The sequence below is a fragment of the Methyloversatilis sp. S146-33 genome, from assembly GCF_059552495.1.
In genome coordinates, this window is the sequence record NZ_JCANOT010000021.1 from 60,567 (window position 1) to 85,609 (window position 25,043).

The window sequence follows — 25,043 nt, forward strand, 5'->3', positions numbered from 1 at the left end:
GTCCGTTTTCGTCCGCCTACTTCGTATCAAAGGTACGCACGCCGTCCCAGCCCTTGCCAGGCGGCGAACGGCGATAGTGTCCGATCTGCTCCGCGTAGGAGCCGTACAGCACGCACCCCGGGTCCATGCGCTGCAGGTTGAACAGGGTCAGTTCGGCCTGATCCCATTCCTGGTTCCTGAACTGGCGCAGCGCCTGATTCCACAACTTCAGCTCTTCCAGCCGCGCACGATCGAAATCGACTTCCATCGCCAGCGGCTCGTAGATCGATACCGGCTCGTCCTTGCCTTTCACCCGCACGCGATCCACCTCGCGGAACACGACGCCCTTGACGGCGCGCCGCGTTTCATCGCCGACAAGAATGCCCACGCCATACTGTTTGGTCAGTCCTTCGAGGCGTGACGCCAGATTCACCGCGTCGCCCATCACAGTATAGGCCTTGCGTACCGGCGACCCCATGTCGCCGACCGTGACCGTGCCGGTGTTCACACCGATGCCTATCTTCAGCTCCGGCCAGCCGCGCGCGGTCAGGTGACTGTTCAGTTCGGCCAGTCTCGACTGCATCTGCAACGCGGCCGTCACCCCGTGGATCGCGTGCGCCGGATCGTCCACCGGCGCCCCCCAGAATGCCATGATCGCGTCGCCGATATATTTGTCGAGCGTACCGCGCTGATCCTGAATGACGAAAGTCATTGCACCCAGGTATTCGTTCATGAGCTGCGTCAATTGTTTCGGTTCCAGCCCTTCCGAAATGCTGGTGAAGCCGCGGATGTCGGAAAACAGTATGGTCAGTTCAGCGTTGCGACCTTCCATGCTGTAGTGCTCGGGGTTGCGGCTCATTTCCTCGACCAGTTCGGGCGGCACGTACTGGCCGAACATGCGTGCGAACTGCCGCTTCGAGCGCGATTCGAAGAAGTAGCCGTAGGACATGTTGAGCGCGTACAGCCCGACCACCAGCAGCAGGCTGGCCGCGATCGGCAGCACGAAGTCGGCGAACTGCCAGAAGGCGAAATTCATGCCCAGCAGAAGCAGCAGCATGCCCGCCGACAGCAGCGTGGCATTCATCGGCGACATGCGCGGCAGCGCCCACAACAGCAGGCCGCCGACCAGCAGCAGCACGACCACATCGAATCCGGTCACGTACTGGGGCCGGTGCTTGATATGGCCGTCCAGCATGCCGGCGATCAGGTTGGCGTGGATCTCCACACCAGGATAGGAGCTGCCGACGGGCGTCGCCCGCAGGTCGAGCAAACCGGGTGCGGTCGTGCCCAGCAGGGCGACGCGCCCCTTCAGCGCATCGACCGGCGTGCGCCCGGCCAGCACGTCGGCGAGAGAGTAGTAGGCGAAACTGCCCTGCGAACCGCGGTAGGGAATCAGCGCGGCGACGTTCTCGTCCACCGGCAGACGCAAGGTTCCACGCGCCGACTGCAGTTCCAGCCACTCCAGGCCGGCATAGTCCCGGGTACTCACCCCGAACAGCCCCCCTTCGGCGTAGCCCGGCACCAGCTTCGGGCTGCCCAGCAGGGTGCGTACCACCGCCAGCGACAGCGATTCGTAGTAGGCGCCCTTGTATTCGACCAGCATCGGCACGCGTCGGTTGAGCCCGTCGAAGTCAGGCAGCGGATTGAAATGACCTGCACCGAGTGCGGACGCCTGGAATAGTGGCAGGTTGGCACCGAAGCTGTTGAAACTGGCAAACGCGATGTTGCGGCCACGGAAAGTCCCGGCCGGCAGCACCGGGTCGGGCAGCGCGCCACTGCTCAGCCCTTCGCCGCGATCGCTGAAGTAGTAGCCCAGCAGCACCGGGCGGTTCTGCAGCGACGCGGCAAAGCGCTTGTCGTAATCGAGCTGTGGTCGCAGTCCGTCCAGCGCGGCGCGGAAGCTCTCGTTGTCGGCGAGCGGTCCGGCGGCCAGGCCTTCGAGCATCGGCAGACCTGAACTGGTATCGGGCTCGGCAAACACCACGTCGATACCGAGCAGCATCACGCCGTAGTGGTCGAACAGCTTGTCCATCAAGGTCGCCAGGCGCTCTCGCCCCCAGGGCCAGCGGCCGACCTCGGCCAGCGAGCGCTCGTCGATGTCGAGAATGACCACCCTGTCGTCGCGCGTGCGCGGCATGGTCAGCGACAGCTTGGTGTCGTAGGCGATGTGATCCAGATTGCCGAGCACCGGTATCTGGTAGAAGCGGGCGGCGTGCCCGAGCAGCACGAGCATCAGCAGCAGGCCGATGCCGTACTTCAGAACGTGCTGATTCACCGGCCAGCCCCGGCGTGGGACGAGCGATCAGAGGCCGGCCGGCAGGTCGCCGACCGGTCAGCGCAGCGCGCGGGACGGAGCAACATGAGCGAGGCGTGCCGGCTCAGCGCTTGATGAAGAACTCCATCTTGACGCCCGCAATCTCGATCACGTCGTGATCGCTCAGCGGGTGCGCCTGGGCGTCGAGCTGGCTGCCATTGACCACCGGGAAGTTGGCGCCCTCGACATGGGTGATGAAGTAGCCCTGCGGCCGCCGTGTGATCACCGCCACCTGCAGGCCCGGCTTGCCGAGGGTCGTCAGCGTCTTCGTCAGTTCCAGCTCGCGCCCGGCGTTGGCGCCGTTGAGGATCTGGATGGCGCCGATCTGGTTCGGCGCCGCGGCGGGCGCCGCCGGCTGCGGCGGTGCGACCGGCGCGGGCGGCGGCATGCCACCACCCATCGAGGTGCCCGCCGGCACCGACGCGCCGGCGCGGAAGCCGGCCTGCGTCTCGGTCTGCGAGCGCATCGGCACCACCGGCGGCGCGGTCGGCGCCTCTGCCGGCGGCTTGCGCATCATGTCGGGGCGCAGGACCATGGTCTTCTCGAAGTCCGGCGCCGGCGCCTGGGCAGGCGTGTCGTTGATGTACTTCAGGCGGTACTTGCCCAGTTCCACCACGTCGTTGTTCTGCAGGAAGTGCTTCTTGATCGGCTGACCATTTACATAGGTGCCGTTGGTGCTGTTCAGATCCTCGAGAAAGGAATCGTTGAGGATGGTGACGATGACCGCGTGCTCACCGCTGATCGCGAGATTGTCGATCTGGATGTCGTTGTGCGGCTTGCGCCCGATGGTCGTGCGCTCCTTGGCGAGCGGCAGCTCCTTGAGGACCAGACCATCCATGCTGAGTATGAGTTTTGCCATTTTCCAGTCCTTTACTTCAACCATGCGAGCAGTCGCGCAAGCCAGCCGCGCCGGGCAACCGGGAAAGGCTGCAGTACCTTGACCAGTATCACCGAAACGTTGTCGCGCCCGCCATTGTCGTTCGCCATCTGCACCAGCTGTTCGGCGGCCAGATCGAGATTGGCCGAAAGCGCCTTCAGCGTCAGTTCGATGTCCTCGTTCTCGACCATGTCGTTCAGACCGTCTGAACAGAACAGGTAGACATCGCCGGTCTCGACCTCGTAGGTATGGATTTCCGGTTCGACCACCGGATCGACACCCAGCGCCCGTGTCACGAGGTTCTTGTTCTGTGAGCGTCTGGCGTCTTCCTCCGTAATCATGCCGCTGTCGATTTGCTCCTGCAACAGCGAATGATCGCGGGTGACGCACTCGAAAACGTCGCCGCGAAGCCGGTACATGCGCGAATCGCCGATATGCGCAACGGATATGTGGTTGTCGCGGAACACCGCCATCACCAGCGTGGTACCCATGCCGGAGTACTGTGGCTGACTTTCGGCCGCGCGGTAGATCGACTCGTTGGCGTGGCCGATCACCGCTTCCAGCAGTTCGGATATCGATTTGCGGCCCTCGACGAGGCCCTGCTGAAGTTCGGTGCTGATCACCGCGGTGGCCATGCCGCTCGCCACTTCGCCGGCGTTGTAACCGCCCATGCCGTCGGCGAGCACGGCCACGCCGATTGCCGGGTGGGTAGCGACGGCATCTTCGTTGTGCGTCCGCACCATGCCGGAGTCGGAGCGGCTGACCATCTGCAGTGAAGGGCTGAGATCCTGATTCATGTCAGATGCTGAAGTCGACCTGTGAGAGGGATTGGGTGAGATTGCCGGCGCAGGTTCGCAGGTCGGCCGCCATGTCGTTGCCCGACTGGTAACGGGCGTCCGCATCCTTGGCCAACGCGCGGTCGATGATGGCGGACAGGCAGTCCGGCACGTCCGGCCGCAGGTCGCGGATGTCGGGATGCTGTTCGTTGGCGATGCGGAACATCAGCTGCGCCATCGAATCCCCTTCGAAAGGCAGCTTGCCGCAGACCATCTGGAACAGCATCACGCCGAGCGAGAAAAGATCGGAACGGCCATCGATCTTCTTGCCGGCCAGCTGTTCGGGCGACATGTAGGACGGCGTGCCAAGCACCATGCCGGTCTTGGTGCGCGACGAGTCGGTGATGCGCGCGATGCCGAAATCAGTCACCTTGACCTGGTCCGACTCGGCTTCGTACATGATGTTGGCCGGCTTCACGTCGCGGTGCACGACATTGTTGCCGTGCGCGTAGGCGAGCGCGTCGGCCACCCGGGCGGCGATGTCCATCACCTTGGGCAGCGGCATCAGGTGGCCCGGCTTGGTCTGCGGCACCAGGTCGCGTCCCTTCAGGAACTCCATCGCGATGTAAGCGAGGTCATGCTCCTCGCCGGCGTCGAAGATAGTGACGATGTTCGGGTGGTTCAGACGACCGGCCGTCTCGGCCTCACGGAAGAAGCGCTCCTTCACGTCGGCCAGTTCTTCCTCATCGAATTCCTGCGACAGCGCCATGGTCTTGATCGCGACCACACGATTGATCTTGGGGTCGCGACCGAGGTACACCACGCCCATCGCGCCCTTGCCCAGCTCCTTCTCGACCTGGTAGCGGCCCAACATCGGTTTCTCGACCGTGCCGTCCTCGAGGATGCTGGTATTGGTGCGCCCGCCGCCGCCGCCGCCCAGCATGACGGTTTCCGACATCGCCTTGGCCCGCTTGACCCGTGTTTCCAGGTCCTTGAACTTCGGATTGAAGTCGGCCATGTGGCGGAACACCGATTCCGCCTTGTTGAACTGACGCTTGCGCTCGAAATCAAGGGCCAGGTTGTACAGGTTTTCCATGACCGCGTCGGACAGCGGCACCTGGCGGAACTTGTCCCAGGCCATGTCGAGCTGGCCCTGCCCCTGGAAGGCCAGCGCCAGCATGCGGTTGGATTCTGCCGACTGTTCGTCCGACTTCACCTTGCCGCGCTCGGTCACCAGGAAGCGCTTGGTCGTCAGCAGCAGGTGACCGACCAGCAGCAGCGTCGCCGGCAACATCAGTTGCAGCCACATCAGCTGACCGGTCATCAGCACGAAGTGGGTGGCCAGCAGCGCAACGAAGAGCGCCGCCGTGACGCCGGCGCCCAACCCGGCCTTGAGTCGCGGCAGCAGCACGATCAGGTAGAGGGCGATCAGCAGGAACACGCCGAACTCGGCCGCCCAGGCCCAGGACGGCGACACGAAGAAGTGCTCCTGCAGGATGCTGGACAGCCCGTGCGCCATCACTTCGACCGAGGACATGGCCGGCGACACCGGGGTCGCGTAGAAATTGCCGATGCCGGGCGCGGTCTGGCCGATCAGCACGATCCTGTCGCGGTACTTGTCGAGCGGAATCTTGCCGCTCATCACGTCGAAGAAGGAATCGACCGGGAAAGGCGGCTTGCCGCCCTCGCCCTGGTAATAGAAGCTGTACATGCCGAGGCCGGGGTCGGTCGCGACCTTCAGGCGTCCAAGCGTGACCGATTCGCCGAGCTTCACGCGGATGTCGTCGACGCCGAGGTTCAGGCTCTTCGCGGCGATCAGCAGCGGCAGCGACGGATAGAGCTGATCGAAGTGCGTCATCACCAGCGGCTGCAGGCGCAGGCCACCGTCACGATCGATCGACGGATTCAGGTGACCGACCGCGGCCGCCACCTTGCCCAGCGGCTCGATCACACCGGCCGACACGTCCAGCGTCAGCGGCGGCAGCGGTTCGCTGCCTTCGATATTCTTCAGCGCCATCAGGCGCACGAACTCGGGCAGCGGTTTGTCCGGCCGCCCCTGCGGCTCGCCGTCGAGGAAGAGCATCGGCAACGCCACGTTGCCGGCCCGGGCCACGCTGTCCGCAAGTTGCCGGTCCGTATTCAGCGCCGCCTCCGCTTCACGCAGCACGGCCGAGAAGGCATCCAGCGATTCGGCGGCAGGTGGCAGCTGCTCGCCCTCGGTTGGCGGAACCGCGGCAGCGGAGCGCACCTGCGCTTCGATGGCCAGCAGCTTGTTGATGTAGGCCAGGCCGGGGTCGATCTGCGGTTCGGCAAAGAAGATGGTGGTGCCGACCACCTTGGACTGCGCCTGCGCCAGCTTGTCGATCATGCGCGCATGCACGTCGCGCGGCCACGGCCAGCGGCCAATATTGTCGATACTCTGCTGGTCGATCGCAATGATGGCGATGCGCGGACTGGGCGTACGCTCGGTTGCGCTGACGCCGACATCGTAGGCCTTGCGCTCGAGACTCTGGATCAGGTCGGACTGGGCGGAGAACAGGAAAAGCAGGCTGATGACGACGCCAAGGAACCAGTCGGTCTTCCAGATAGCGGCCTTGGTCACGCTCACCCCCGCAAAGTTGTCGCGCCCCCGGAGACGGGTGACGGTGCCTGTCGGCTTGTTGTGTATGCCATCCGCTCTCGCGTCGGCGAACTCACGCGGAAAAACAGACGCCTGTCACATATTCTTGCAGTTCAGCCTCAACACAGTCAAACGACGGTTGGCGCGACGCGGTGGAATTTCACGCTTGCCGTGCCGAATCCACTGCGCCGCGGAAATCAGGCGTGGAAATCAGTAGAGAAGATCGCGTCCGAGACCCGCCGTACGGGCTTTGTCGACCACGCGCGCGGCAAGCACCAGGTCCTGTATCGCCATGCCCTGGGATTCGAACAGCGTGATGTCGGCGGCGCTGCGCCGTCCCGGCCGCATGCCGATCAGCAGTTCGCCCAGTTCGGTCATGCCGTACTCGTTCAGGCGACCTTTCTCCAGCGCCGGCAGCAGGTCGCCGGATTCACGCAAGGCCGTAGCGCGCGCATCGACCGCGATCACGGCGGCGCGACGTATGGTGGCTTCATCGATTTCGCGGCGGATCAGCGCATTCGATCCGGCCGCGGTGACGTGCGCGCCTTCACCGAGCCAGCGGCCGTCAAACAGCGGATCGGTCGCGGTGGTGATGGTGACCACCACGTCAGCCGCTCGCACGGCCGATTCGATGTCGTCGGCCGGCACGATGTCGCGTCCGAGCCGCTGCGACTGCTCGGCGCAGAAGGCTTCGAGCTTGTCGCGCTTGCGCGCCACCACCTGAATGCGTTCGATGTTGCGCACCGCGCACAGCGCCTCGATCTGGCTGCGTGCCTGCCAGCCGGCCCCGAACACCACCGCACTGCGCGCTTCTTCGCGCGACAGCACGCGCGCAGCCAAGCCGCCGGTTGCACCGGTGCGCATCATGCCGAGGTAGTCCGCCTCCAGCACGGCGAGCGGCCGGCCGTTGGCGACGTCGAACAGGTGCACCCAGAAGCGCGCCCCCTCGCGGCTGGTCGTGTAACTCTTGTAGCCCATCACGCCGAGCGGCAGCACGGCACCGTGCAGGATGTGCAGTGCCGACGTCGGCGTGCGGCTGCGCGCGCGCGGCGTGTCGATGGCTTCGCCGGCGGCATGCCAGCGATGCGCATCCTCGACCGCGACGAGGGCGTCCTGCAGGGTCAGCACCTGCCGGATGTCGTCCTCGGTGAGGTAGAGGCTCACGGCTCGCGCGCGATCACTGGATGGGGAAATCGACCGGCTTCTGGCGCGAGGCGATTATCTTGCCGACCGCCAGCACCAGCAGCGCACCGACGATGCCGGCCCCGTAGCGCACCAGGGCCGACGCCTCCGGCTTGTCTACGGTGCTGGCCGCGTCGAGCGGCACGTAGGGCAGAATCGCCGGATCGGTCACCGCCATCGTGCCGGCAATCCAGCCCAGCAGCATGGCACCCAGCGTGACGATGAAGGGATAGCGCGTCATCAGACCGAGCACCAGCTGGCTGCCCCAGACGATGATGGGGATGGACACCAGCAGGCCGAAGATGACCAGCGGCAGCTGATGGTCGCCGCCCGCGCCCTCGGCGGCGCCGGCAATCGCGATCACGTTGTCCACGCTCATCACCAGATCGGCCACGATGACGGTCTTCACCGCGCCCCAGAGCTTGTCGCTGGGCTTGATGTTGGCGTGCTCGTCCTCATCCTCGGGCATCAGCAGCTTGATGCCGATCCACAGCAGCAGGATGGCGCCGACCAGTTTGAGATAGGGCACCTTGAGCAGGGTCAGCGCGAACATGATGAGGATCACGCGCAGGAACACCGCACCGGCCGTGCCCCACATGATGCCCAGCCTGCGTTGCGCCGGCGGAAGCTTGCGACAGGCCAGCGCGATCACGACCGCGTTGTCACCGCCCAGCAGGATGTCGATCATGATGATCTGGCCTACGGCAAGCCAGAATTCGGGAGAAGAGAAATCCATCGTGTTGCGCCCGGAATGCGAAAGCGCGGATTCTACCGACAGAGCTTCATGACGGGCACAAATGAAAAGGGCCACCGCTTGCGCGATGGCCCTGTGCACTGCAACAACAACTCAGTGCTTCAGGATCAGAGCAGACCCTTGAGCAGCTTGCCCATTTCCGACGGATTGCGCGTCACGGTGAAGCCGCACTCTTCCATGATGGCGAGCTTGGCGTCGGCGGTGTCGGCACCGCCCGAGATCAGCGCACCGGCGTGGCCCATGCGCTTGCCCGGAGGTGCGGTGACGCCGGCGATGAAGCCCACGATGGGCTTCTTCATGTTGGCCTTGCACCACTGCGCCGCCTCGGCTTCGTCCGGACCGCCGATCTCGCCGATCATGATCACCGCGTCGGTGTCCGGATCGTCGTTGAACATGCGCATCACGTCGATGTGCTTGAGTCCGTTGATCGGGTCGCCGCCGATGCCGACCGCGCTCGACTGGCCGAGACCGATCTCGCTCAGCTGGCCGACCGCTTCGTAGGTCAGCGTGCCCGAGCGGCTGACCACGCCGATGCGGCCCTTCTTGTGGATGTGGCCCGGCATGATGCCGATCTTGATTTCGTCCGGCGTGATCAGGCCCGGGCAGTTCGGGCCCAGCAGCAGCGTCTTCTTGCCGCCGGCCGCTTCCTTGGCCTTCATCTTGTTGCGCACCATCAGCATGTCGCGCACCGGAATGCCTTCGGTGATGCAGATGACCAGGTCGAGGTCGGCTTCGACCGCTTCCCAGATCGCCGCGGCCGCGCCCGGAGGCGGCACGTAGATGACCGACACGGTGGCGCCGGTGGCGGCCTTCGCTTCAGCCACGGTGGCGTGGATGGGGATGCCTTCGAAGTCCTCGCCGGCCTTCTTCGGATTCACGCCGGCGACGAAACAGTTCGCGCCATTGGCGTAGTCGCGGCACATGCGGGTGTGGAACTGGCCCGTCTTCCCGGTGATGCCCTGGGTGATGACCTTGGTGTCCTTGTTGATCAGAATCGACATATCTGGTTCTCCCCTCAGTGTCCGGCCACGGCGGCAACGATCTTCTGTGCCGCATCCGCCATGCTGTCGGCCGAAATGATGGGCAGACCCGAGTCCGCCAGGATCTGCTTGCCCAGTTCTTCGTTGGTGCCCTTCATGCGCACCACCAGCGGCACCGTCAGGTGCACTTCGCGCGCCGCGGCAACGACGCCGGTCGCGATGGTGTCGCAGCGCATGATGCCGCCGAAGATATTCACCAGAATGCCGCGCACGTTCGGGTTGCGCAGCATGATCTTGAACGCCTCGGTCACCTTCTCGGTGGTGGCACCGCCGCCCACGTCGAGGAAGTTGGCCGGCTCGGCGCCGTACAGCTTGATCACGTCCATGGTGGCCATGGCCAGACCGGCACCGTTCACCAGGCAGCCGATGTTGCCGTCCAGCGACACATAGCTGAGGTCGAACTTCGAGGCCTCGATCTCGGCCGCGTCCTCTTCGTCGAGGTCACGGAAGGCCACGATGTCTTCGTGACGGTAGAGCGCGTTCGAATCGAAATTGAACTTGGCGTCCAGCGCCTTGATGTTGCCGTTGCCTTCTAGAATCAGCGGATTGATTTCCGCCAGCGAGGCATCGGTTTCCATGTAGCAGGTGTATAGCTTCTTGAAGGTGTCGATCGCCTGTGCCTGCGACGCAGCGGGAACGCCGATGCCGTCGGCCAGTTCCTTGCCCTGCGCGTCGGTCATGCCGACCAGCGGGTCGATGAACACCTTGATGATCTTTTCCGGGGTGTTGTGGGCGACTTCCTCGATGTCCATGCCGCCTTCCGACGAGGCCATCATCGCCACCTTCTGCGTCGCGCGATCGGTCAGCGCGGCGACGTAGTATTCCTTCTTGATGTCGGCGCCTTCCTCGATCAGCAGGCGGCGGACCTTCTGGCCTTCCGGGCCAGTCTGGTGCGTGACCAGCTGCATGCCCATGATCTGCTTCGCGAATTCGCGCACTTCATCGAGCGACTTCGCCACCTTGACGCCGCCGCCCTTGCCTCGGCCACCGGCGTGGATCTGCGCCTTGACCACCCAGACCTTGCCGCCCAGCGATTCCGCTGCGGCCACTGCCTGGTCAACCTCGAAAACAGGTACTCCGCGCGGCGTGACCACACCGAAACGGCGCAATACCTCCTTCGCCTGATACTCATGGATCTTCATGCGTATTCCTCGCCTTGTTGTCTGCACAGGATGGTGAAACGCCCGCTTCGGGTTGTAGCCCTCACGAGTCTTGTTGCGCATCGCGACGCCGGTTGGCGGTCGACACCCGCATTCCGGCGTGCGGGCCGGATCACGTAATCCATAATTATACAGAGCATCGCTGCACTGCAGCGAAACAATTCAGCAGTCCAGCGAGGGAGCGATGTCGACGAGCAACTCCCCGACGCCGGCAACCTCGGCGCAGACACGATCACCAGGCCGAAGCGCCGACACGCCGGCCGGCGTACCGGTGAACAGCAGATCGCCGGCACGCAGTTCAACCAGGCGGGACAGGCGCTCGATCAGCGTTTCGACGTCGAGAATCATGTCGGACAGATCGCCCCGCTGACGCACCTGCCCATTCCCCGTCAGTTCGATCGCCCCGCTGCGCGGATGCCCGCAGACGCTGGCCGGCACCAGTTCGGACACCGGCGCGCTGAAGTCGAAACCCTTGCCCATGTCCCACGGTTGCCCCTTGTCACGCGCCGCGCGCTGCAGGTCGCGGCGCGTCAGGTCGAGGCCGACGCCATATCCATATATGGCGGCGCGCGCCTGCGCCGCGTCGAGATTACGGCCGCCGGCATGCAACGCGACCACCAGTTCGACCTCGTGCTGCAGGTCCGATGTCGCCGATGGATAGGGTATCGAGGCGGGCGCACAGACCAGCGCGTCGGCCGGTTTGGAGAAAAAGAAGGGCTGCTCCTGGGTCGGGTCGTGCCCCATCTCGCGCGCGTGGTCGGCGTAGTTGCGACCGACACAGTAGATGCGTCGCACCGGGAAACGCATCTCGGAATCGCGGATCGGCAAGGCCGGCGGGGAAAGTTCGAACAGCATTGGGAACATGCGGGCTCCAGCGGAATTGTCGCGACACACAATTTTGCCTGTTCCCGCATCGCCTTGTCTGGTGCGGCTCACGAAAGCACGCGCCACTAAAGTAAAGTTTCCCCTCGGCTTGCCGAAAAACACACATGATCACGGATCGCCACCTGCATTCCGGCACGGAGTCCCCTCAATTGCATACGCCCACCACCGCGCTCACACGCACCCGGTCGCGGCTGCGCCCGACGCTGCTCGCGGCCGCGCTGCTGGCCGTCGGTCTGCACGCGCCGCACGCACTGGCGCTGGGGCTCGGGCCGATCAAGGCACGGTCGGCGATCGGCGAACCGTTCCGCGCCGAGGTCGCGCTGCTGGGCAGTGGCGACGACGTGCCTGCAAGCAGCTGTTTCTCGATCGACATTCCACCCTCGGCGGGCGCCGACGACCTTCCCTGGCTCACCGCCGGACGCATCCGTACGCAGGGGCGCACCGTTATCATCAGCAGCGGCACGCCGGTCAACGAGCCCATCCTGATGGTCGGCGTCCGCATCGGCTGCGGCCACGAAGTGGTCCGCGAGTACACCGTGCTGATGCAGCCGATCACCGCGGCCTCACCGGACAGTCCGCCGACCGAAGCCTCCGTACCGCGTGAACGCGCCCGTCCGGCCGCCGCGCCCGCCCCCGACGCAGCGCCGGCGACGGCGGGCGACGCCGCGCGTGGCGAGGTCGAGCCGGCGCCGGCCAAGCCGCGTGCAGCGCGCAAACCGCGCCGTACCGAAGCGGCGCAGCCGGCCGGCGATCGCCTCTTCGTCGCCCCCGGTCTGGATGCAGGCAACGGTCTGAAGATGTCGGGCGGCATGGCGGCGCGGCCGGAGGCCAGCGAAGCCCAGCGCGAAGCACTGCGTACCGAACAGAAACTGCTCGCGGCTCTGGACGAGCAGATCGCCACCCATCTGGCGATCGCCGACAAGGTGAAACAGCTGGAGTCGCGGCTGGAAGCGCTGCAGAAACAGCTCGACCGCAGCAGCGGCGCGCTGGACGTCGCCCGTGCGCCGGCGGCACCGCTCACCGAAACGCCCTCCGCACCGCCCGTGACGGCCGAGGCGCCGGTCGACAGCGCCGCCCCAGTCGTGGAACAGCCTGTCGTCGTCGAAGAGGAGGCAGCCGAGACGCCGCCGCCCCCGCCGCCCGGCCTGACCAACGAGCCGGTCAAGGTGATCACCAAGCTGCCACCGGACGCACCCGCCGATGCGGAACCTCTTGCGCCCGACATGAACTGGATGGTCGCCGGTCTGGGCCTGCTCGCCGCCGGCGCCGTACTTGGTGGTGGCTGGCTGTGGCGCCGCCGCGCCCAGGCTGTCGCCGAGGCCAGTGCCCGCCGTCAGCGCGAGATCGAAGCCAGCCTCGCCAACACCGCGCCGCCGCGCCGGCGCGATCAGCGCGCAGCGGACACCGAGTACGCGCAGGGCGGTGCCGACGCGCCGCCGGTTTTCGCCGACATTCCCGCACCGAGCTGGTCACGCCCGGCTCGCGCCGATGACACGCCGGTCGACCAGCAAACCACGCCGGCGATGGCACAGGCGGTGGTTTCGTCGATCGGTTACTTCCCGGGCGAAGCGCCAGCCGAACACATGGACGATGTGCAGATCGCTGCACGGACCAGCGACACCGGCGCGACGACGCAGGAAAGCGGGCACGACCCGCTGCCGGCGGTCGACAGTTCGAGTGTCGATTTCGAACTGGCCCCCGACGGACCGGCGGAAAATCGCAAGCCCGCCCGCCTGGATCTCGAGTTCGACACCTTCGTCGGCTCGGCCAGCAGCACGGGCAGCAGCGAGAGCGCAGCCCCGGCGGCCAGCGGACCGCGCCTGGTCAGCAGCAATAGCGGCATTCCGCCGAGCAGCACCTTGAGCATTGACCAGAGCGCGCCGCCGGCCAACGAGGAAGCGCCGCCGTCGCACGAACACGTGCTCGAACTGGCCGAAATCATGGTGTCCTTCGGCCGCTCGGAAGGCGCCGCACAGACCCTGTCCGAGTTCCTGCGCGACTACCCGAAAGAGTCGCTGATCCCATGGCTCAAGCTGCTCGACCTCTACCACAAGGGTGGCCGACGCGGCGAATACGACGATCTGGCGCCCAAACTGAATCGCGCATTCAACGTGAAGGTGCCCGACTGGGAGCACTTCAGCGGCCCGATCACCTCGGAATCGGTCGAACAGTTCGCCCACATCATGGCGCGCGTCAATGCCACCTGGCCGAACCAGGAATGCCTGGATTACCTGACCGAACTGCTGCGCGACAATCGCGCCGGTACACGCGTCGGTTTCCCGCTCGGCGTGATCGACGACATCCTGCTGCTGAAGAGCATGCTGGAGTGGCTGATCGCGAATCCGCCGGTGACCAATACCAGCGCATCCCGCCTCGCCCTGCTCTAGGGTCTGTTCTGCCCGAGTCTCAGGTCAGGCGGGATTGTCGATATCGACGAAAGCCACCTGGAGTCCGCAGGCCTGCGCAAGGTGTTCGCCCAGCGCCTGCACGCCGTAGCGCTCGGTCGCGTGATGGCCGGCCGCGATGTAGGGGACGCCCGATTCGCGTGCGGTATGCGTCGTCTGTTCCGAAATTTCGCCTGACAGATAAAGGTCGACCCCGGCGTCGATCGCCTGTTCGAACATGCCCTGCGCGCCGCCGGTGCACCAGGCGACCCGCCGCACCGTGCGCTGGGCGTCGCCCACCAGCAGTGGCGTGCGGCCCAGCGCGGCGCCGAAACGTTCGGCCAGCTCACCGGCGCTTGCAGGCACGGCGGGTTCGCCTATCCACAGCAGCCCCTGGTCGCCCGCGACGGCGGTCGGCGTCAGGCCGAGTACGCGACCGAGCTGGGCGTTGTTGCCCAGTTCGGGGTGCGCATCCAAAGGCAGGTGGTAAGCGAACAGATTGATGTCATGCGCCAGCAAGCGGGCGATGCGTGCGCGCCGCATGCCGGTGATACGGCCGTCCTCGCCGCGCCAGAACCAGCCGTGGTGCACCAGGATGGCCTGCGCGCCACGCTCGATGGCGGCGTCGATCAGCGCCAGGCTGGCGGTGACGCCACAGACGACGCGGGCGACCTCCGGCCCGCCTTCCACTTGCAGGCCGTTTGGGCAATAATCCTTGAAGCGCGCGGCTTCCAGCAGGTCATCCAGATGTCGTTGCAGCTGCGTCCTGTCCATTCTTCCCCCGTTCTGATTGCCGAATTATGCAGCGTCTGTGGCTGGTCTTTGCTCAATCGGTCACTGCCGCCCTGGCCGTGCTTTTCGTCGTCGCAACGCTGAAACCGGAATGGCTGCCGAGCCGTTCGACTACGCTACCGAACGGTACGCCGACGGCACCCTCGATCAGCACGCTGCTGCCCGAACCGCCCCCGGTCACGACGCGCATCGAAGCCGCGAAGGTGGTGAGCTACGCCGATGCCGCGCAGAAGGCGCTGCCCTCGGTGGTGCACATCTTCACGACCAAGGCCGTGCGCACACCGCAGCACCCGCTGATGAACGACCCGGTGTTCCGTCACTTCTTCGGCGACCGCCTGGGCAGCCAACCGCAACGGCAGATGGGACTGGGGTCCGGCGTCATCGTCAGCGAGGACGGTGTGGTGCTGACCAATAACCACGTGGTCGAGGCCGCCGACGAAATCGAGGTATCGCTGAACGACGGCGGCAAGTACCCGGCGACGCTGATCGGCAGCGACCCCGAATCCGACCTCGCCGTGCTGCGCGTCAAGGCGCCGACCAAGCTGCCGGCCGCGAGCTTCGGCGACAACGACGTGCTGCGCATCGGCGACGTGGTGCTGGCGATCGGCAATCCTTTCGACGTCGGCCAGACGGTCACCATGGGTATCGTGTCCGCACTCGGCCGTTCCCAGCTCGGCATCAACACCTTCGAGAACTTCATCCAGACCGATGCCGCCATCAACCCCGGCAACTCCGGCGGCGCACTGATCGACGCCAACGGCAATCTGGTCGGCATCAACACCGCCATCTACTCGCGCAGCGGCGGCTCGCTCGGCATCGGCTTCGCGATACCGGTCAGCACCGCGCGCAGCGTAATGGAACAGATCGTCGCCAGCGGCTCAGTGACGCGCGGCTGGGTGGGCGTCGAGGTGCAGGAGCTGACGCCGGAGCTTGCCGAAAGCTTCAAGTACCCGATGAGTGGCGGCGCACTGATCGCCGGCGTCATGCGCGGCAGCCCGGCCGACCGCGGCGGTGTGCGGCCGGGTGACGTGCTGCTCGAGGTCGACGGCAAGAAGGTGAAGGACGCCAGCGGCATGCTGCAGCTGATCGCAGCACTGGTGCCCGGCCAGCAAGCAACGCTGAAGGTCTATCGCAGCGGCGGCGAGCGCGACGTCGTCGTCAACGTCGGCAAGCGGCCGATCAACGGCGTCGCCGCGAAGAACCGCGAGTAAGGATCAGGCGGAAGGTCAGGCCGCCGCGTCCCGCTCGTCGTCGCGGGCCGGCGATCGACCGGTGAAACGCGCCACCACGATGCCGAGTTCGTACAGCACGCACAGCGGAATGGCCAGCATCAGCTGCGACACCACGTCCGGCGGCGTGACGACAGCGGCCACAACGAAAGCGCCGACGATCACGTAAGGACGCGCCTCCCGCAGCTTTTCGATGCTGACGATGCCGAAGCGCACCAGCACGATCACGACCACCGGCACCTCGAAGGTGACGCCGAAGGCGGTGAACATGGTCAACACGAAGCTGAGGTACTGCTCGATGTCCGGCGCCGGTGTGATGCTCTTTGGCGCGAACTCCGAAATGAAGTGGAACACCGTCTTGAACACGAAGAAGTAGCAGAAGGCCATGCCCGCCAGGAAGAGCAGCGTGCTGGCAACGATCAGCGGCAGCCCGAGGCGCTTCTCGTGCGCGTACAGGCCCGGCGCCACGAAGGCCCACGCCTGGTAGAGCACCACCGGCAGGGCGATCAGGAAGGCCACCATCATGGTCACCTTGACCGGCACGAAGAAGGGCGTGACGACGCCGGTGGCAATCATTTTCGTGCCTTCCGGCAGCGCGATCATCAGCGGGCGCGCCAGCAGGTCATAAATGTCGCCGGCCCAGGGCATCAGGCAGATGAACACGATGACGATGGCCGCCACCGCACGCAGCAGCCGGTCACGCAGTTCGACCAGATGGGAGATGAAACTTTCGGTCTGCTCGCTCATGTCTTGTCGGACGACACCGGTTTGGCTTCCGGCGGCGGAATATCGAGGGAGAGCTGGCCGGAACCGGGCTCAGGCGCGGGAACGGCTGCCGGCGCCGGCTCGGCCGTCTGCGCCGCCGTCTCGGCCTGCTCGATCGCCGCGTACTTTTCCTGTTCGGCCATCGCGGCGCGCATCTGGTCGCTCAGGCCGTCGACCTCCTTGGCGACCGAACCGGTCGCCTCATTGGCCTGACGCTCCACTTCGCGCACCTGCTGTTCGACCTGGGATTGCAGCTTGCGCAATTCCTCCAGCTGCATTTCCTTCGAAATATCCGCCTTCACGTCACTGACGTAGCGCTGCAGCCGGCCCAGCAGATGGCCGGCCGTACGGGCAACGCGCGGCAGGCGCTCGGGACCGAGCACGATCAGCGCCACGATGCCGATGATGAAAAATTCGGAGAAACCGATGTCGAACATGGGGACGTGGAAATGAGACGGGCGGGCCGACAGCCCGCCCGGTGAATGAAGGAGCGGCCAGTGGCCGCCGCGATCAGGACTTGACCTTCTCTTCCGCCTTCACGTCTATCGTGTGACCGACGCTCTGGGTCGGCTGGTCGGCCGGAGCGCTGCCTTCGGCGCCCTTCATGCCTTCCTTGAAGCCCTTGACCGCGCCGCCGAGATCGGAGCCGATGTTGCGCAGCTTCTTGGTGCCGAACACCAGAAGCACGATGACGAGCACGACGAGCCAGTGCCAGATGCTGAATGAACCCATGGGATTACCTCTCGGAAACGATCATGGGCGGCAGGGGATGGTCGCCGCCCAGAACATGCATGTGAAGATGATACACCTCCTGCCGACCCACCTTTCCGCAGTTGATGATGGTGCGGAAACCGTCCTCGGCACCTGCCATACGGGCCAGTTCACCCGCCTTCGAAAGCATGCGGCCGAGGACGGCCTCGTGCGCTCCGTTGGCGTCGTACAGCGTAGCGACGTGCATCTTCGGGATGATCAGGAAATGCACCGGCGCCTGCGGGTTGATGTCGTGGAAGGCGTAGATCAGGTCGTCCTCGTACAGCTTGCGCGACGGAATCTTGCCTTCGATGATCTTGCAGAAGATGCAGTTGGGGTCGTGCATGGTGTCAGTCTGTCCGTGAGGTCGGGAGTTTCAAATACGTGTATTACCGTATTGCGAGCATGATCAGCCGTTCGTGCGCGAGCGCTTTTCGTCGATGCCCGAAATGCCCTCACGGCGGCGGAACTCATGCAGCACGTCGTCCACGGTCAGGCCGTGATGGGCCAGCAGCACCATGGAGTGGAACCACAGATCGGTCACCTCGCGCACGACGTGGCCGACGTCGCCATCCTTGGACGCCATGATGGTTTCGGCCGCTTCTTCGGCCACCTTCTTGCAGATCGCGTCGGTACCCTTGTGGAACAGCGAGGACACGTAGGACGAACCGGGTTCGGCGCTCTTGCGCTCGGCGATGGTCTGCGCAACGCGGCGCAGCACTTCGATGTCGATCATTTGTATATCTCGTCCGGGTTCTTGATGACCGGGTCGACCTCGTCCCAGTGCCCATCGGTCAGCGAGTGGAAGAAGCAGCTGTGGCGGCCGGTGTGGCAGGCGATGCCGCCGGTCTGTTCGACCTTCAGCAGCAGCACGTCGCGGTCGCAGTCGAGGCGGATGTCGAGCACCTTCTGCGTGTGACCGGATTCCTCACCCTTGTGCCACAGCTTTCCGCGCGAGCGCGACCAGAACACCGCCTCGCGCAGTTCCGCCGTGCGGACCAGCGCGTCACGGTTCATCCAGGCGAACATGAGCACGTCGCCGGTCGACGCTTCCTGCACGATGACCGGCAGCAGACCTTTGTCGTCCCAGTCGATGACGTCGATCCAGGCCGGTGCGGTCATCACAGGCGCACCTCGATGCCGCGCTCGCGCATCCGTTCCTTGGCCTCGCGTACCGTGTGCTGGCCGAAGTGGAAAATGCTGGCCGCCAGCACCGCGTCGGCACCGCCTTCGACCACGCCGTCGACCAGATGGTCGAGGTTGCCGACGCCGCCCGAGGCGATGACCGGAATGCGCACCGCGTCCGATACGGCGCGGGTCAGCGCGAGGTCGAAGCCGTTCTTGGTGCCGTCGCGATCCATGCTGGTGAGCAGGATTTCACCGGCACCCAGCGACTCGACCTTCTGCGCCCACTCGACCGCGTCAAGCCCGGTCGGGTTGCGCCCGCCGTGCGTGAACACTTCCCAGCGTGGACGGCCATCGCGATCGTCGACGCGCTTGGCGTCGATGGCGACGACGATGCACTGCGAACCGACCTTGCCCGATGCGCGCGCCACCAGGTCCGGATCCTTGATCGCGGCAGTGTTCATGCTTACCTTGTCGGCGCCGGCGTTGAGCAGGCGACGCACGTCCTCGACCGCCCGCACGCCGCCACCGACGGTCAGCGGGATGAACACCTGCTCGGCCACCTGCTCGACCACGTGCAGGATGATGTCGCGCGCGTCGGAACTGGCGGTGATGTCGAGGAAGGTCAGCTCGTCGGCGCCCTGCTCATCGTAGCGACGGGCGATCTCGACCGGATCACCGGCGTCCTTCAGCGACACGAAATTGACGCCCTTGACCACGCGGCCGGCGTTGACGTCCAGACAGGGAATGATGCGCTTGGCTAGCATGTCGTTTCCGCGCCGTGCGCGATGTGAGGTTCAGCTTTCGCCGTTGAGACGGTCGGCTTCGGCCTGGGCCGCCGCAAAATCCAGCGTGCCTTCGTAAATGGCTCGACCGGTAATGGCGCCGATCACGCCTTCGTCCTCGACCGCACAGAGGCCGCGGATGTCGTCCAGATTGGTGATGCCGCCCGACGCGATGACCGGAATGCGCAACGCCTGCGCCAGCTTCACCGTGGCGTCGATGTTCACGCCGCTGAGCATGCCGTCGCGACCGATGTCGGTATAGACAATCGCCTCGACGCCCTGATCCTCGAATTTCTTCGCCAAATCGATCACGTCATGGCCGGTCATCTTGGACCAGCCGTCCACCGCCACCTTGCCATCCTTGGCGTCGAGGCCGACGATGATGTGGCCGGGGAAGGCGCCACAGGCATCGTGTACGAAGCCCGGACTCTTGACCGCCGCGGTGCCGATGATGACGTAGCTGATGCCGTCGTCGAGGTAGCGCTCGATGGTGTCGAGATCGCGGATGCCGCCGCCGAGCTGGATCGGGATTTCGTCGCCCAGTTCCTTGACGATGGCCTTGATCGCCGATTCGTTCTTCGGCTTGCCGGCGACTGCGCCGTTGAGGTCCACCAGATGCAGGCGGCGCGCACCGGCATCGAGCCAATGGCGGGCCATGGCAGCCGGGTCTTCCGAAAATACGGTCACCACGTCCATATCACCTTGCTTCAGGCGTACGCAGTGGCCGTCCTTGAGGTCGATGGCGGGAATGAGCAGCATGGCGCGAGTCGTGTCGTGTCTGGGAGAGTGGAAGGGAGAAGTCCCCGACGGCATCGTCGGGCACCAGGTATCAGGGCATCCAGCCGATGAAGTTGGCCAGCAGGCGCAATCCGGCGTGCGCGCTTTTTTCCGGGTGAAATTGCACCGCAAAAATATTATCGCGCGCTATCGCACTGGTAAAGGCTGCACCGTAGGAGGTTTCGCCCGCGGTCAGCGCCGCGTCGACCGGTTGCACGAAGTAGCTGTGCACGAAATAGAAGCGTTCGTCGTCGGCGATGCCGTCCCACATCGGATGTGCGCGCGTCTGTCTCACGCCATTCCAGCCCATGTGCGGCACCTTCAGCCGGGCCCCGGACACCGGATCGCGCGGATCGACGAAACGCTTCACGTCGCCGGCGAGCACGCCGAGGCCTGGCACGTCGCCTTCCTGACTGTGCTGGAACAGCATCTGCAGACCGATGCAGATGCCCAGGAAGGGCTTGTTCGCAGCGGCGTCGAGCACGGCGCCGCGCAGATCGCGCGCGTCGAGTTCGCGCATGCAGTCCGGCATGGCGCCCTGACCCGGAAAAACGACGCGGTCGGCGCCCGCGACGACGCGTGCGTCGCTGCTGACGATGACCTCGGCTTCGGGGGCGACGTGCTCAATCGCCTTGGCGACCGAACGCAGATTGCCCATGCCGTAATCGATGATGGCAACGCGAGTCATGAGTGCGGCTGAATCGGAAGAGGGTGAAACGCTGGCGTCAGGACGGGCTCAGAGCGAACCCTTGGTCGACGGCATCTGACCGGCCGCACGTTCGTCGCGCTCGCTGGCGGCACGCAGCGCGCGGGCAAAGGCCTTGAATACGGTTTCGCACTGGTGATGCGCGTTGATGCCGCGCAGATTGTCGATGTGCAGCGTCACCAGCGCGTGATTGACGAAGCCCTGGAAGAACTCGCGCGTCAGGTCAACGTCGAAATCGCCGATGCGGGCGCGGGTGAAGTCGATGTTGTACTCCAGCCCCGGGCGGCCGGACAGGTCAACCACGACACGCGACAGCGCCTCGTCCAGCGGAACGTAGGCGTGGCCGTAGCGACGCAGGCCCTTCTTGTCGCCAACCGCCTTCGCGAAGGCCTGGCCCAGCGTGATGCCGACATCTTCCACCGTGTGGTGGGCGTCGATGTGCAGGTCACCCTTGGCGATGATTTCGAGGTCGATCAGGCCGTGGCGAACGATCTGGTCCAGCATGTGATCGAAGAAGGGCACGCCGGTGTCCAGCTTGCCCTGACCGGTTCCGTCGAGATTGATGCGCACCGTGATCTGGGTTTCCAGGGTGTTGCGCGTGATTTCGGCTTGCCGCATGAAGATGGTCGCTTCGGTGATTCGTCCCGGCTGTGCGCCGGAACAGGGATGGCTGGATGATAACATCGACTTGCAACGGGCCATGCCGGCCTGCGCGCACCGCAATACGTCCCGCCCAACAACAGTCACATCGTCGCCTGCACCATCATGAGCCAGTTCTGGAGCCCCGTCGTCCACACCCTGTCGCCCTACACGCCGGGCGAACAACCGAAGATCGACGGGCTGATCAAGCTCAATACCAACGAGAACCCCTATCCGCCCAGCCCGCGGGCCGTCGCGGCCATGCTGGCCGAACTGGACGTGGACGGCGACCGGCTCAAGCTCTACCCGGAACCGACCGGCTTGGCGCTGCGCGAGGCGATCGCCGCGCACTTCGGCGTGGGCGCCGACCAGGTGTTCGTCGGCAACAGCTCGGACGAGGTGCTGGCGCACACCTTCATCGGCCTGCTCAAGCACGACCGGCCGCTGCTGTTCCCGGACATCACCTACAGCTTCTATCCGGTCTATTGCAGGCTGTACGGCATCGACTACCAGTGCGTGCCGCTGGACGCCCGGTTCGCGATCCGTGTCGACGACTACATCGAAGCCCGTCCCGGCGCGGTCATCTTTCCGAATCCCAATGCACCGACCGGCCGTCTGCTGCCGCTGTCCGACATCGAGCGCCTCGCCACTGCGCTGCCGGACAGCCCGATCGTGATCGATGAGGCCTATATCGACTTCGGCGGCGAGTCGGCGGTTGCCCTGGTGGCCAAGCACCCCAATCTGCTGGTGACGCAGACCCTGTCGAAATCGCGTTCGCTGGCCGGCCTGCGTGTCGGCTTCGCGATCGGCCAGCCGGCGCTGATCGAAGGCCTGACCCGGGTGAAGGACAGCTTCAATTCCTACCCGCTCGACCGCCTGGCGCTGGCCGGCGCCACTGCAGCGGTGCAGGACCGCGAGTGGTTCGACCAGACCCGCCGCCGCGTCATCGCCAGCCGCGAGCGGCTGGCCGAAGAGCTGACCACACTCGGCTTCGAAGTGCTGCCGTCGGCCGCCAACTTCCTGTTCGTACGTCACCCGCAACACGACGCGGCCGCGCTGTCGGCGCAACTGCGTGAGCGGCGCATCCTGGTGCGCCACTTCAAGGCCCCGCGCATCGACCAGTTCCTGCGTATCACGGTGGGCACCAATGCGCAGTGCGACGCACTGGTCGAAGCCCTGCAGGACATCATTTGACGTGCTGGAGCGCTTCTTGCTGAACGGAAGAGGTCATCGTCCCTCACCCGTTCAGCCATGCGCCTCACCCGCCCGCTCTTCCTCTCCGCATTGACGCTCGGCGTGCTCGCCGGCTGCACCAGCGTGTCCTTCAAGCAGGGTGCCGGTGGCGCCGACTACCGCCGCGACGAACGCGCCTGCATGGGCACCACCACGGAGCGGACCGCCTTCATCCAGTGCATGGAGACGAAAGGGTGGTGGACGCGCTCGACTGAGGAGCTGTCGCAGATCACGCTGGTGTCGGTCGAGGACAGCGAAGCAGTCGCTGAAGCGCAGCCGGCGGCCGCGGCCGAAGCGGCCACGCCGGGCACCGAGCCAGCCCGGCCCGCTGCGGCGACACGCACCACCGCCGCGCCGGCCCCCGTCGCTCCGAAAGACCCGCTAGCCCGCCTGCGCATCGCGATGTGGTCGAAGATGGGCGCTGGTGCGAACGAACTGATCGCCGACCAGACGCAATGCCTGTCCACGCTGGGCGAGGCCCACGCGCCGGACACCACGGCCGGCACCGTCACCCGCGGACTGTACGAGTGCCTGCGCAAGCAGGGGTGGACCGGCCTGACGCTGCGCTGAATATTCTTTTTGCATATTTCAGCCCGATGTCATAGATTGACGCCGGGTGGGCGCACACACATCAACCATTACATCGCCTGAGCGGTCTTGCAGCCGCTGGAGACACACCACCCCCGGCAGGCCGTTCCATCCGGAACGGCTGCATTCATTCAGGAGGAGGTGTTCATGTTTTCAGCAAGAATGCTGTGCATCGCGTCGCTGTGCCTGTCGGCGCAGGGCGCCCACGCGCTCGGGGCGGGCGATATCGCGTTTACCGCCTTCAATGCCGACGAGGACGGCTGGGCCATCGTCGCGCTGACCGATCTCGCGGCCAACAGCACGATCTACTTCACCGACAGCAACTGGGATGGCGCCGCCTTCACCAGTTCCGAAGGCTTCCATACCTGGCAGACCGGCGCCGGCATCATCGCAGCCGGCACGGTCGTCCGTTTCAGCGACATCGATCAGACGGCGCGCGCAGCATCCACCGGCAGCCTGACCGGCACCGGCAATGCCGCGCTCAGCAGCACGGCCGACACGCTCTACGCCTATGTCGGCAGCGGCACCTCGGCTCCGACCACCTTTCTTGCCGCAGTGTCGTCGGAAGGTGCAGCGGCCGCCGCAACGGCACTGGGCGCTGCCGGACTCACCGCCGGGGTGAACGCGATCGCCCTGCCCGCCAGCACCGATTACGCCAGCTACACGGGTTCACGCAGCGGCGCCGCCGATTTCGCGGTCTACGGCAACACGGTGAATGACGTCGCCAACTGGACCGCGTTCACCGACGGCGTTCATGCCGATGCCGTGCCCGACACGACGCCGTTCGCGGTCTCCGCCGTGCCGGAAGCGTCGACCGCCCTGATGATGGTGGCGGGGCTCGGCGTGCTGGGCCTGTTCCGTCGGCGCTAGGCGGCGCCAGCCGGGTGCTGAAGTGGTTCGATCAGCGCCCGGTAGGCGTGCCAGGTAGCATGCCCGACCAGCGGCATCAGCACGATCAGGCCTAGGAAGAAGGTCAGGAAGCCGATCACCGCGAAGATCACGATAAGCGCGGCCCACACCAGCATCGGCCCCGGATTGCGGCCGAGCGAGAAGAGACTGGCGAGGATGGACGTCACCGCGTCCTGTCGGCGGTCCAGCATCAGCGGAATGGCGACCACGCTGGCGCCGAACACCAGCGACGCGAAGATGAAGCCCACTACCGCATAAGCCATCAGGAACTCAATGTTCTGCAGCGTCAGCACCTGTTCGAGGAAGTGGTCCACCGACGGCATCTGCGTCGTGTAGAACAGCGCGAACACGACCAGTGAGGCACGTGCCCACACCAGGAAGATGATGATGAGGATGACGGCGAATACGCCGATCGCGCCGGCATTGTGGCCGCCGGCGGTGAGCGAATGCGCGAGCACCGGTGGCTGCCCGGCCTCGCGCTGGCGGGACAGGTCGTACAGGCCGAGCGACAGGAAGGGGCCGAGCAGCAGGAAGCCGCACACCAGCGCCGAAGTCAGGTGATAGGCATGGCGGAACACCGTGGTCAGCACCAGCCCCATGAAGGCGAAACAGGCGCCGTAGAACAGGCTGCCACCGGGACTCGCGCGCATGTCCTGAAACGCCCGGCCAAGCCAGTCGACACAGGCGAACAGCCCGACTTCACGCACCACCGGGAAAGGTAGATCCTGCGCGTCCCCTGAGGCTTGTGGCGCTTCGGGGTGTTCGGACTGCTGC

General features: G+C 65.4%; 26 protein-coding genes. 5 read left to right on the top strand and 21 right to left on the bottom strand.

Features of this window, described 5'->3' with window-relative positions; all coding sequences use genetic code 11:
- Positions 1-16 precede the first annotated feature (16 nt).
- The 9 genes from AC51BJ_RS06535 to AC51BJ_RS06575 form a co-directional block, all read right to left on the bottom strand.
- Entirely contained in the window at positions 17-2,254 is a 2,238-nt protein-coding gene (locus AC51BJ_RS06535; RefSeq protein WP_496279697.1) for a CHASE2 domain-containing protein, read from the bottom strand.
- A gap of 103 nt (positions 2,255-2,357) precedes the next feature.
- A complete protein-coding gene (locus tag AC51BJ_RS06540; RefSeq protein ID WP_430433002.1) occupies positions 2,358-3,152 on the bottom strand; it encodes an FHA domain-containing protein in 795 nt (264 codons plus the stop codon).
- 11 nt (positions 3,153-3,163) lie between these two features.
- Entirely contained in the window at positions 3,164-3,937 is a 774-nt protein-coding gene (locus AC51BJ_RS06545; RefSeq protein ID WP_304004228.1) for a Stp1/IreP family PP2C-type Ser/Thr phosphatase, read from the bottom strand.
- Positions 3,938-3,968: 31 nt separating this feature from the next.
- The gene (locus tag AC51BJ_RS06550; protein ID WP_496279698.1) at positions 3,969-6,554 is read right to left on the bottom strand and encodes a CHASE2 domain-containing serine/threonine-protein kinase; all 2,586 of its coding nucleotides are present in this window, start codon (positions 6,552-6,554) and stop codon (positions 3,969-3,971) included.
- Between the two features lie 222 nt (positions 6,555-6,776).
- The gene (locus AC51BJ_RS06555) at positions 6,777-7,730 is read right to left on the bottom strand and encodes an ornithine cyclodeaminase family protein (protein ID WP_496279699.1); all 954 of its coding nucleotides are present in this window, start codon (positions 7,728-7,730) and stop codon (positions 6,777-6,779) included.
- 13 nt (positions 7,731-7,743) lie between these two features.
- A complete protein-coding gene (locus AC51BJ_RS06560; protein ID WP_430432999.1) occupies positions 7,744-8,484 on the bottom strand; it encodes a TerC family protein in 741 nt (246 codons plus the stop codon).
- Between the two features lie 125 nt (positions 8,485-8,609).
- Positions 8,610-9,503, bottom strand: coding sequence for a succinate--CoA ligase subunit alpha (gene sucD, locus AC51BJ_RS06565; protein WP_019919444.1), 894 nt, complete (start codon positions 9,501-9,503; stop codon positions 8,610-8,612).
- 14 nt (positions 9,504-9,517) lie between these two features.
- Complete coding sequence (sucC, locus tag AC51BJ_RS06570) at positions 9,518-10,684, bottom strand: ADP-forming succinate--CoA ligase subunit beta (protein ID WP_019919445.1); 1,167 nt, start codon at positions 10,682-10,684, stop codon at positions 9,518-9,520.
- Positions 10,685-10,864: 180 nt separating this feature from the next.
- On the bottom strand, positions 10,865-11,566 hold the full coding sequence (locus AC51BJ_RS06575) for a fumarylacetoacetate hydrolase family protein (RefSeq protein WP_496279700.1): 702 nt from the start codon (positions 11,564-11,566) through the stop codon (positions 10,865-10,867).
- 170 nt (positions 11,567-11,736) lie between these two features.
- On the opposite strand from AC51BJ_RS06575, the gene AC51BJ_RS06580 reads away from it, so the two are divergent.
- On the top strand, positions 11,737-13,974 hold the full coding sequence (locus AC51BJ_RS06580; protein WP_496279701.1) for a type IV pilus assembly protein FimV: 2,238 nt from the start codon (positions 11,737-11,739) through the stop codon (positions 13,972-13,974).
- A 24-nt stretch (positions 13,975-13,998) separates the two neighbouring features.
- Here AC51BJ_RS06580 and AC51BJ_RS06585 read toward each other — a convergent pair whose 3' ends face one another.
- Positions 13,999-14,745 carry a Nif3-like dinuclear metal center hexameric protein gene (locus tag AC51BJ_RS06585; protein ID WP_496279702.1) on the bottom strand — a complete coding sequence of 249 codons (747 nt, stop codon included), beginning with the start codon at positions 14,743-14,745 and terminating at the stop codon, positions 13,999-14,001.
- A 26-nt stretch (positions 14,746-14,771) separates the two neighbouring features.
- Between AC51BJ_RS06585 and AC51BJ_RS06590 the strand changes: the two genes are divergently transcribed.
- Positions 14,772-15,974, top strand: coding sequence for a Do family serine endopeptidase (locus tag AC51BJ_RS06590; protein WP_496279703.1), 1,203 nt, complete (start codon positions 14,772-14,774; stop codon positions 15,972-15,974).
- Between the two features lie 15 nt (positions 15,975-15,989).
- On the opposite strand, the gene tatC is transcribed toward AC51BJ_RS06590, so the two are convergent.
- The 10 genes from tatC to hisB form a co-directional block, all read right to left on the bottom strand.
- Positions 15,990-16,739: a twin-arginine translocase subunit TatC gene (gene tatC, locus AC51BJ_RS06595; RefSeq protein ID WP_019919449.1), complete on the bottom strand. Its 750-nt coding sequence runs from the start codon at positions 16,737-16,739 to the stop codon at positions 15,990-15,992.
- The gene (gene tatB / locus AC51BJ_RS06600; RefSeq protein ID WP_496279704.1) at positions 16,736-17,194 is read right to left on the bottom strand and encodes a Sec-independent protein translocase protein TatB; all 459 of its coding nucleotides are present in this window, start codon (positions 17,192-17,194) and stop codon (positions 16,736-16,738) included. Before tatB ends, tatC begins: the two co-directional genes overlap by 4 nt.
- Before the next feature lie 73 nt (positions 17,195-17,267).
- Entirely contained in the window at positions 17,268-17,489 is a 222-nt protein-coding gene (gene tatA, locus AC51BJ_RS06605; RefSeq protein WP_019919451.1) for a Sec-independent protein translocase subunit TatA, read from the bottom strand.
- 4 nt (positions 17,490-17,493) lie between these two features.
- Positions 17,494-17,853 carry a histidine triad nucleotide-binding protein gene (locus tag AC51BJ_RS06610; RefSeq protein WP_019919452.1) on the bottom strand — a complete coding sequence of 120 codons (360 nt, stop codon included), beginning with the start codon at positions 17,851-17,853 and terminating at the stop codon, positions 17,494-17,496.
- A gap of 63 nt (positions 17,854-17,916) precedes the next feature.
- Positions 17,917-18,243, bottom strand: a complete 327-nt coding sequence (locus tag AC51BJ_RS06615; RefSeq protein WP_019919453.1) for a phosphoribosyl-ATP diphosphatase — start codon at positions 18,241-18,243, stop codon at positions 17,917-17,919.
- Positions 18,240-18,629, bottom strand: a complete 390-nt coding sequence (gene hisI, locus AC51BJ_RS06620) for a phosphoribosyl-AMP cyclohydrolase (RefSeq protein WP_496279705.1) — start codon at positions 18,627-18,629, stop codon at positions 18,240-18,242. Before hisI ends, AC51BJ_RS06615 begins: the two co-directional genes overlap by 4 nt.
- Positions 18,629-19,399 carry an imidazole glycerol phosphate synthase subunit HisF gene (hisF, locus tag AC51BJ_RS06625; protein ID WP_304003979.1) on the bottom strand — a complete coding sequence of 257 codons (771 nt, stop codon included), beginning with the start codon at positions 19,397-19,399 and terminating at the stop codon, positions 18,629-18,631. The genes hisI and hisF overlap by 1 nt, the downstream gene beginning before the upstream one ends.
- A gap of 30 nt (positions 19,400-19,429) precedes the next feature.
- Positions 19,430-20,176 (bottom strand): 1-(5-phosphoribosyl)-5-[(5-phosphoribosylamino)methylideneamino]imidazole-4-carboxamide isomerase, encoded by a 747-nt coding sequence (hisA, locus tag AC51BJ_RS06630; RefSeq protein ID WP_304003977.1) that lies wholly within the window; start codon positions 20,174-20,176, stop codon positions 19,430-19,432.
- A gap of 70 nt (positions 20,177-20,246) precedes the next feature.
- Positions 20,247-20,882: an imidazole glycerol phosphate synthase subunit HisH gene (gene hisH, locus AC51BJ_RS06635; RefSeq protein ID WP_496279706.1), complete on the bottom strand. Its 636-nt coding sequence runs from the start codon at positions 20,880-20,882 to the stop codon at positions 20,247-20,249.
- Positions 20,883-20,930: 48 nt separating this feature from the next.
- Positions 20,931-21,518, bottom strand: coding sequence for an imidazoleglycerol-phosphate dehydratase HisB (gene hisB / locus AC51BJ_RS06640; RefSeq protein WP_020163575.1), 588 nt, complete (start codon positions 21,516-21,518; stop codon positions 20,931-20,933).
- A 147-nt stretch (positions 21,519-21,665) separates the two neighbouring features.
- On the opposite strand from hisB, the gene hisC reads away from it, so the two are divergent.
- From hisC to AC51BJ_RS06655, 3 genes are all read left to right on the top strand, one after another.
- Complete coding sequence (hisC, locus tag AC51BJ_RS06645) at positions 21,666-22,733, top strand: histidinol-phosphate transaminase (RefSeq protein WP_496279707.1); 1,068 nt, start codon at positions 21,666-21,668, stop codon at positions 22,731-22,733.
- Between the two features lie 57 nt (positions 22,734-22,790).
- Positions 22,791-23,342, top strand: coding sequence for a hypothetical protein (locus AC51BJ_RS06650; RefSeq protein ID WP_430432988.1), 552 nt, complete (start codon positions 22,791-22,793; stop codon positions 23,340-23,342).
- 165 nt (positions 23,343-23,507) lie between these two features.
- On the top strand, positions 23,508-24,230 hold the full coding sequence (locus AC51BJ_RS06655) for a PEP-CTERM sorting domain-containing protein (protein ID WP_496279708.1): 723 nt from the start codon (positions 23,508-23,510) through the stop codon (positions 24,228-24,230).
- On the opposite strand, the gene AC51BJ_RS06660 is transcribed toward AC51BJ_RS06655, so the two are convergent.
- Complete coding sequence (locus AC51BJ_RS06660; protein ID WP_430432986.1) at positions 24,227-24,919, bottom strand: DUF2189 domain-containing protein; 693 nt, start codon at positions 24,917-24,919, stop codon at positions 24,227-24,229. The genes AC51BJ_RS06655 and AC51BJ_RS06660 overlap by 4 nt on opposite strands.
- Positions 24,920-25,043 lie beyond the last annotated feature (124 nt).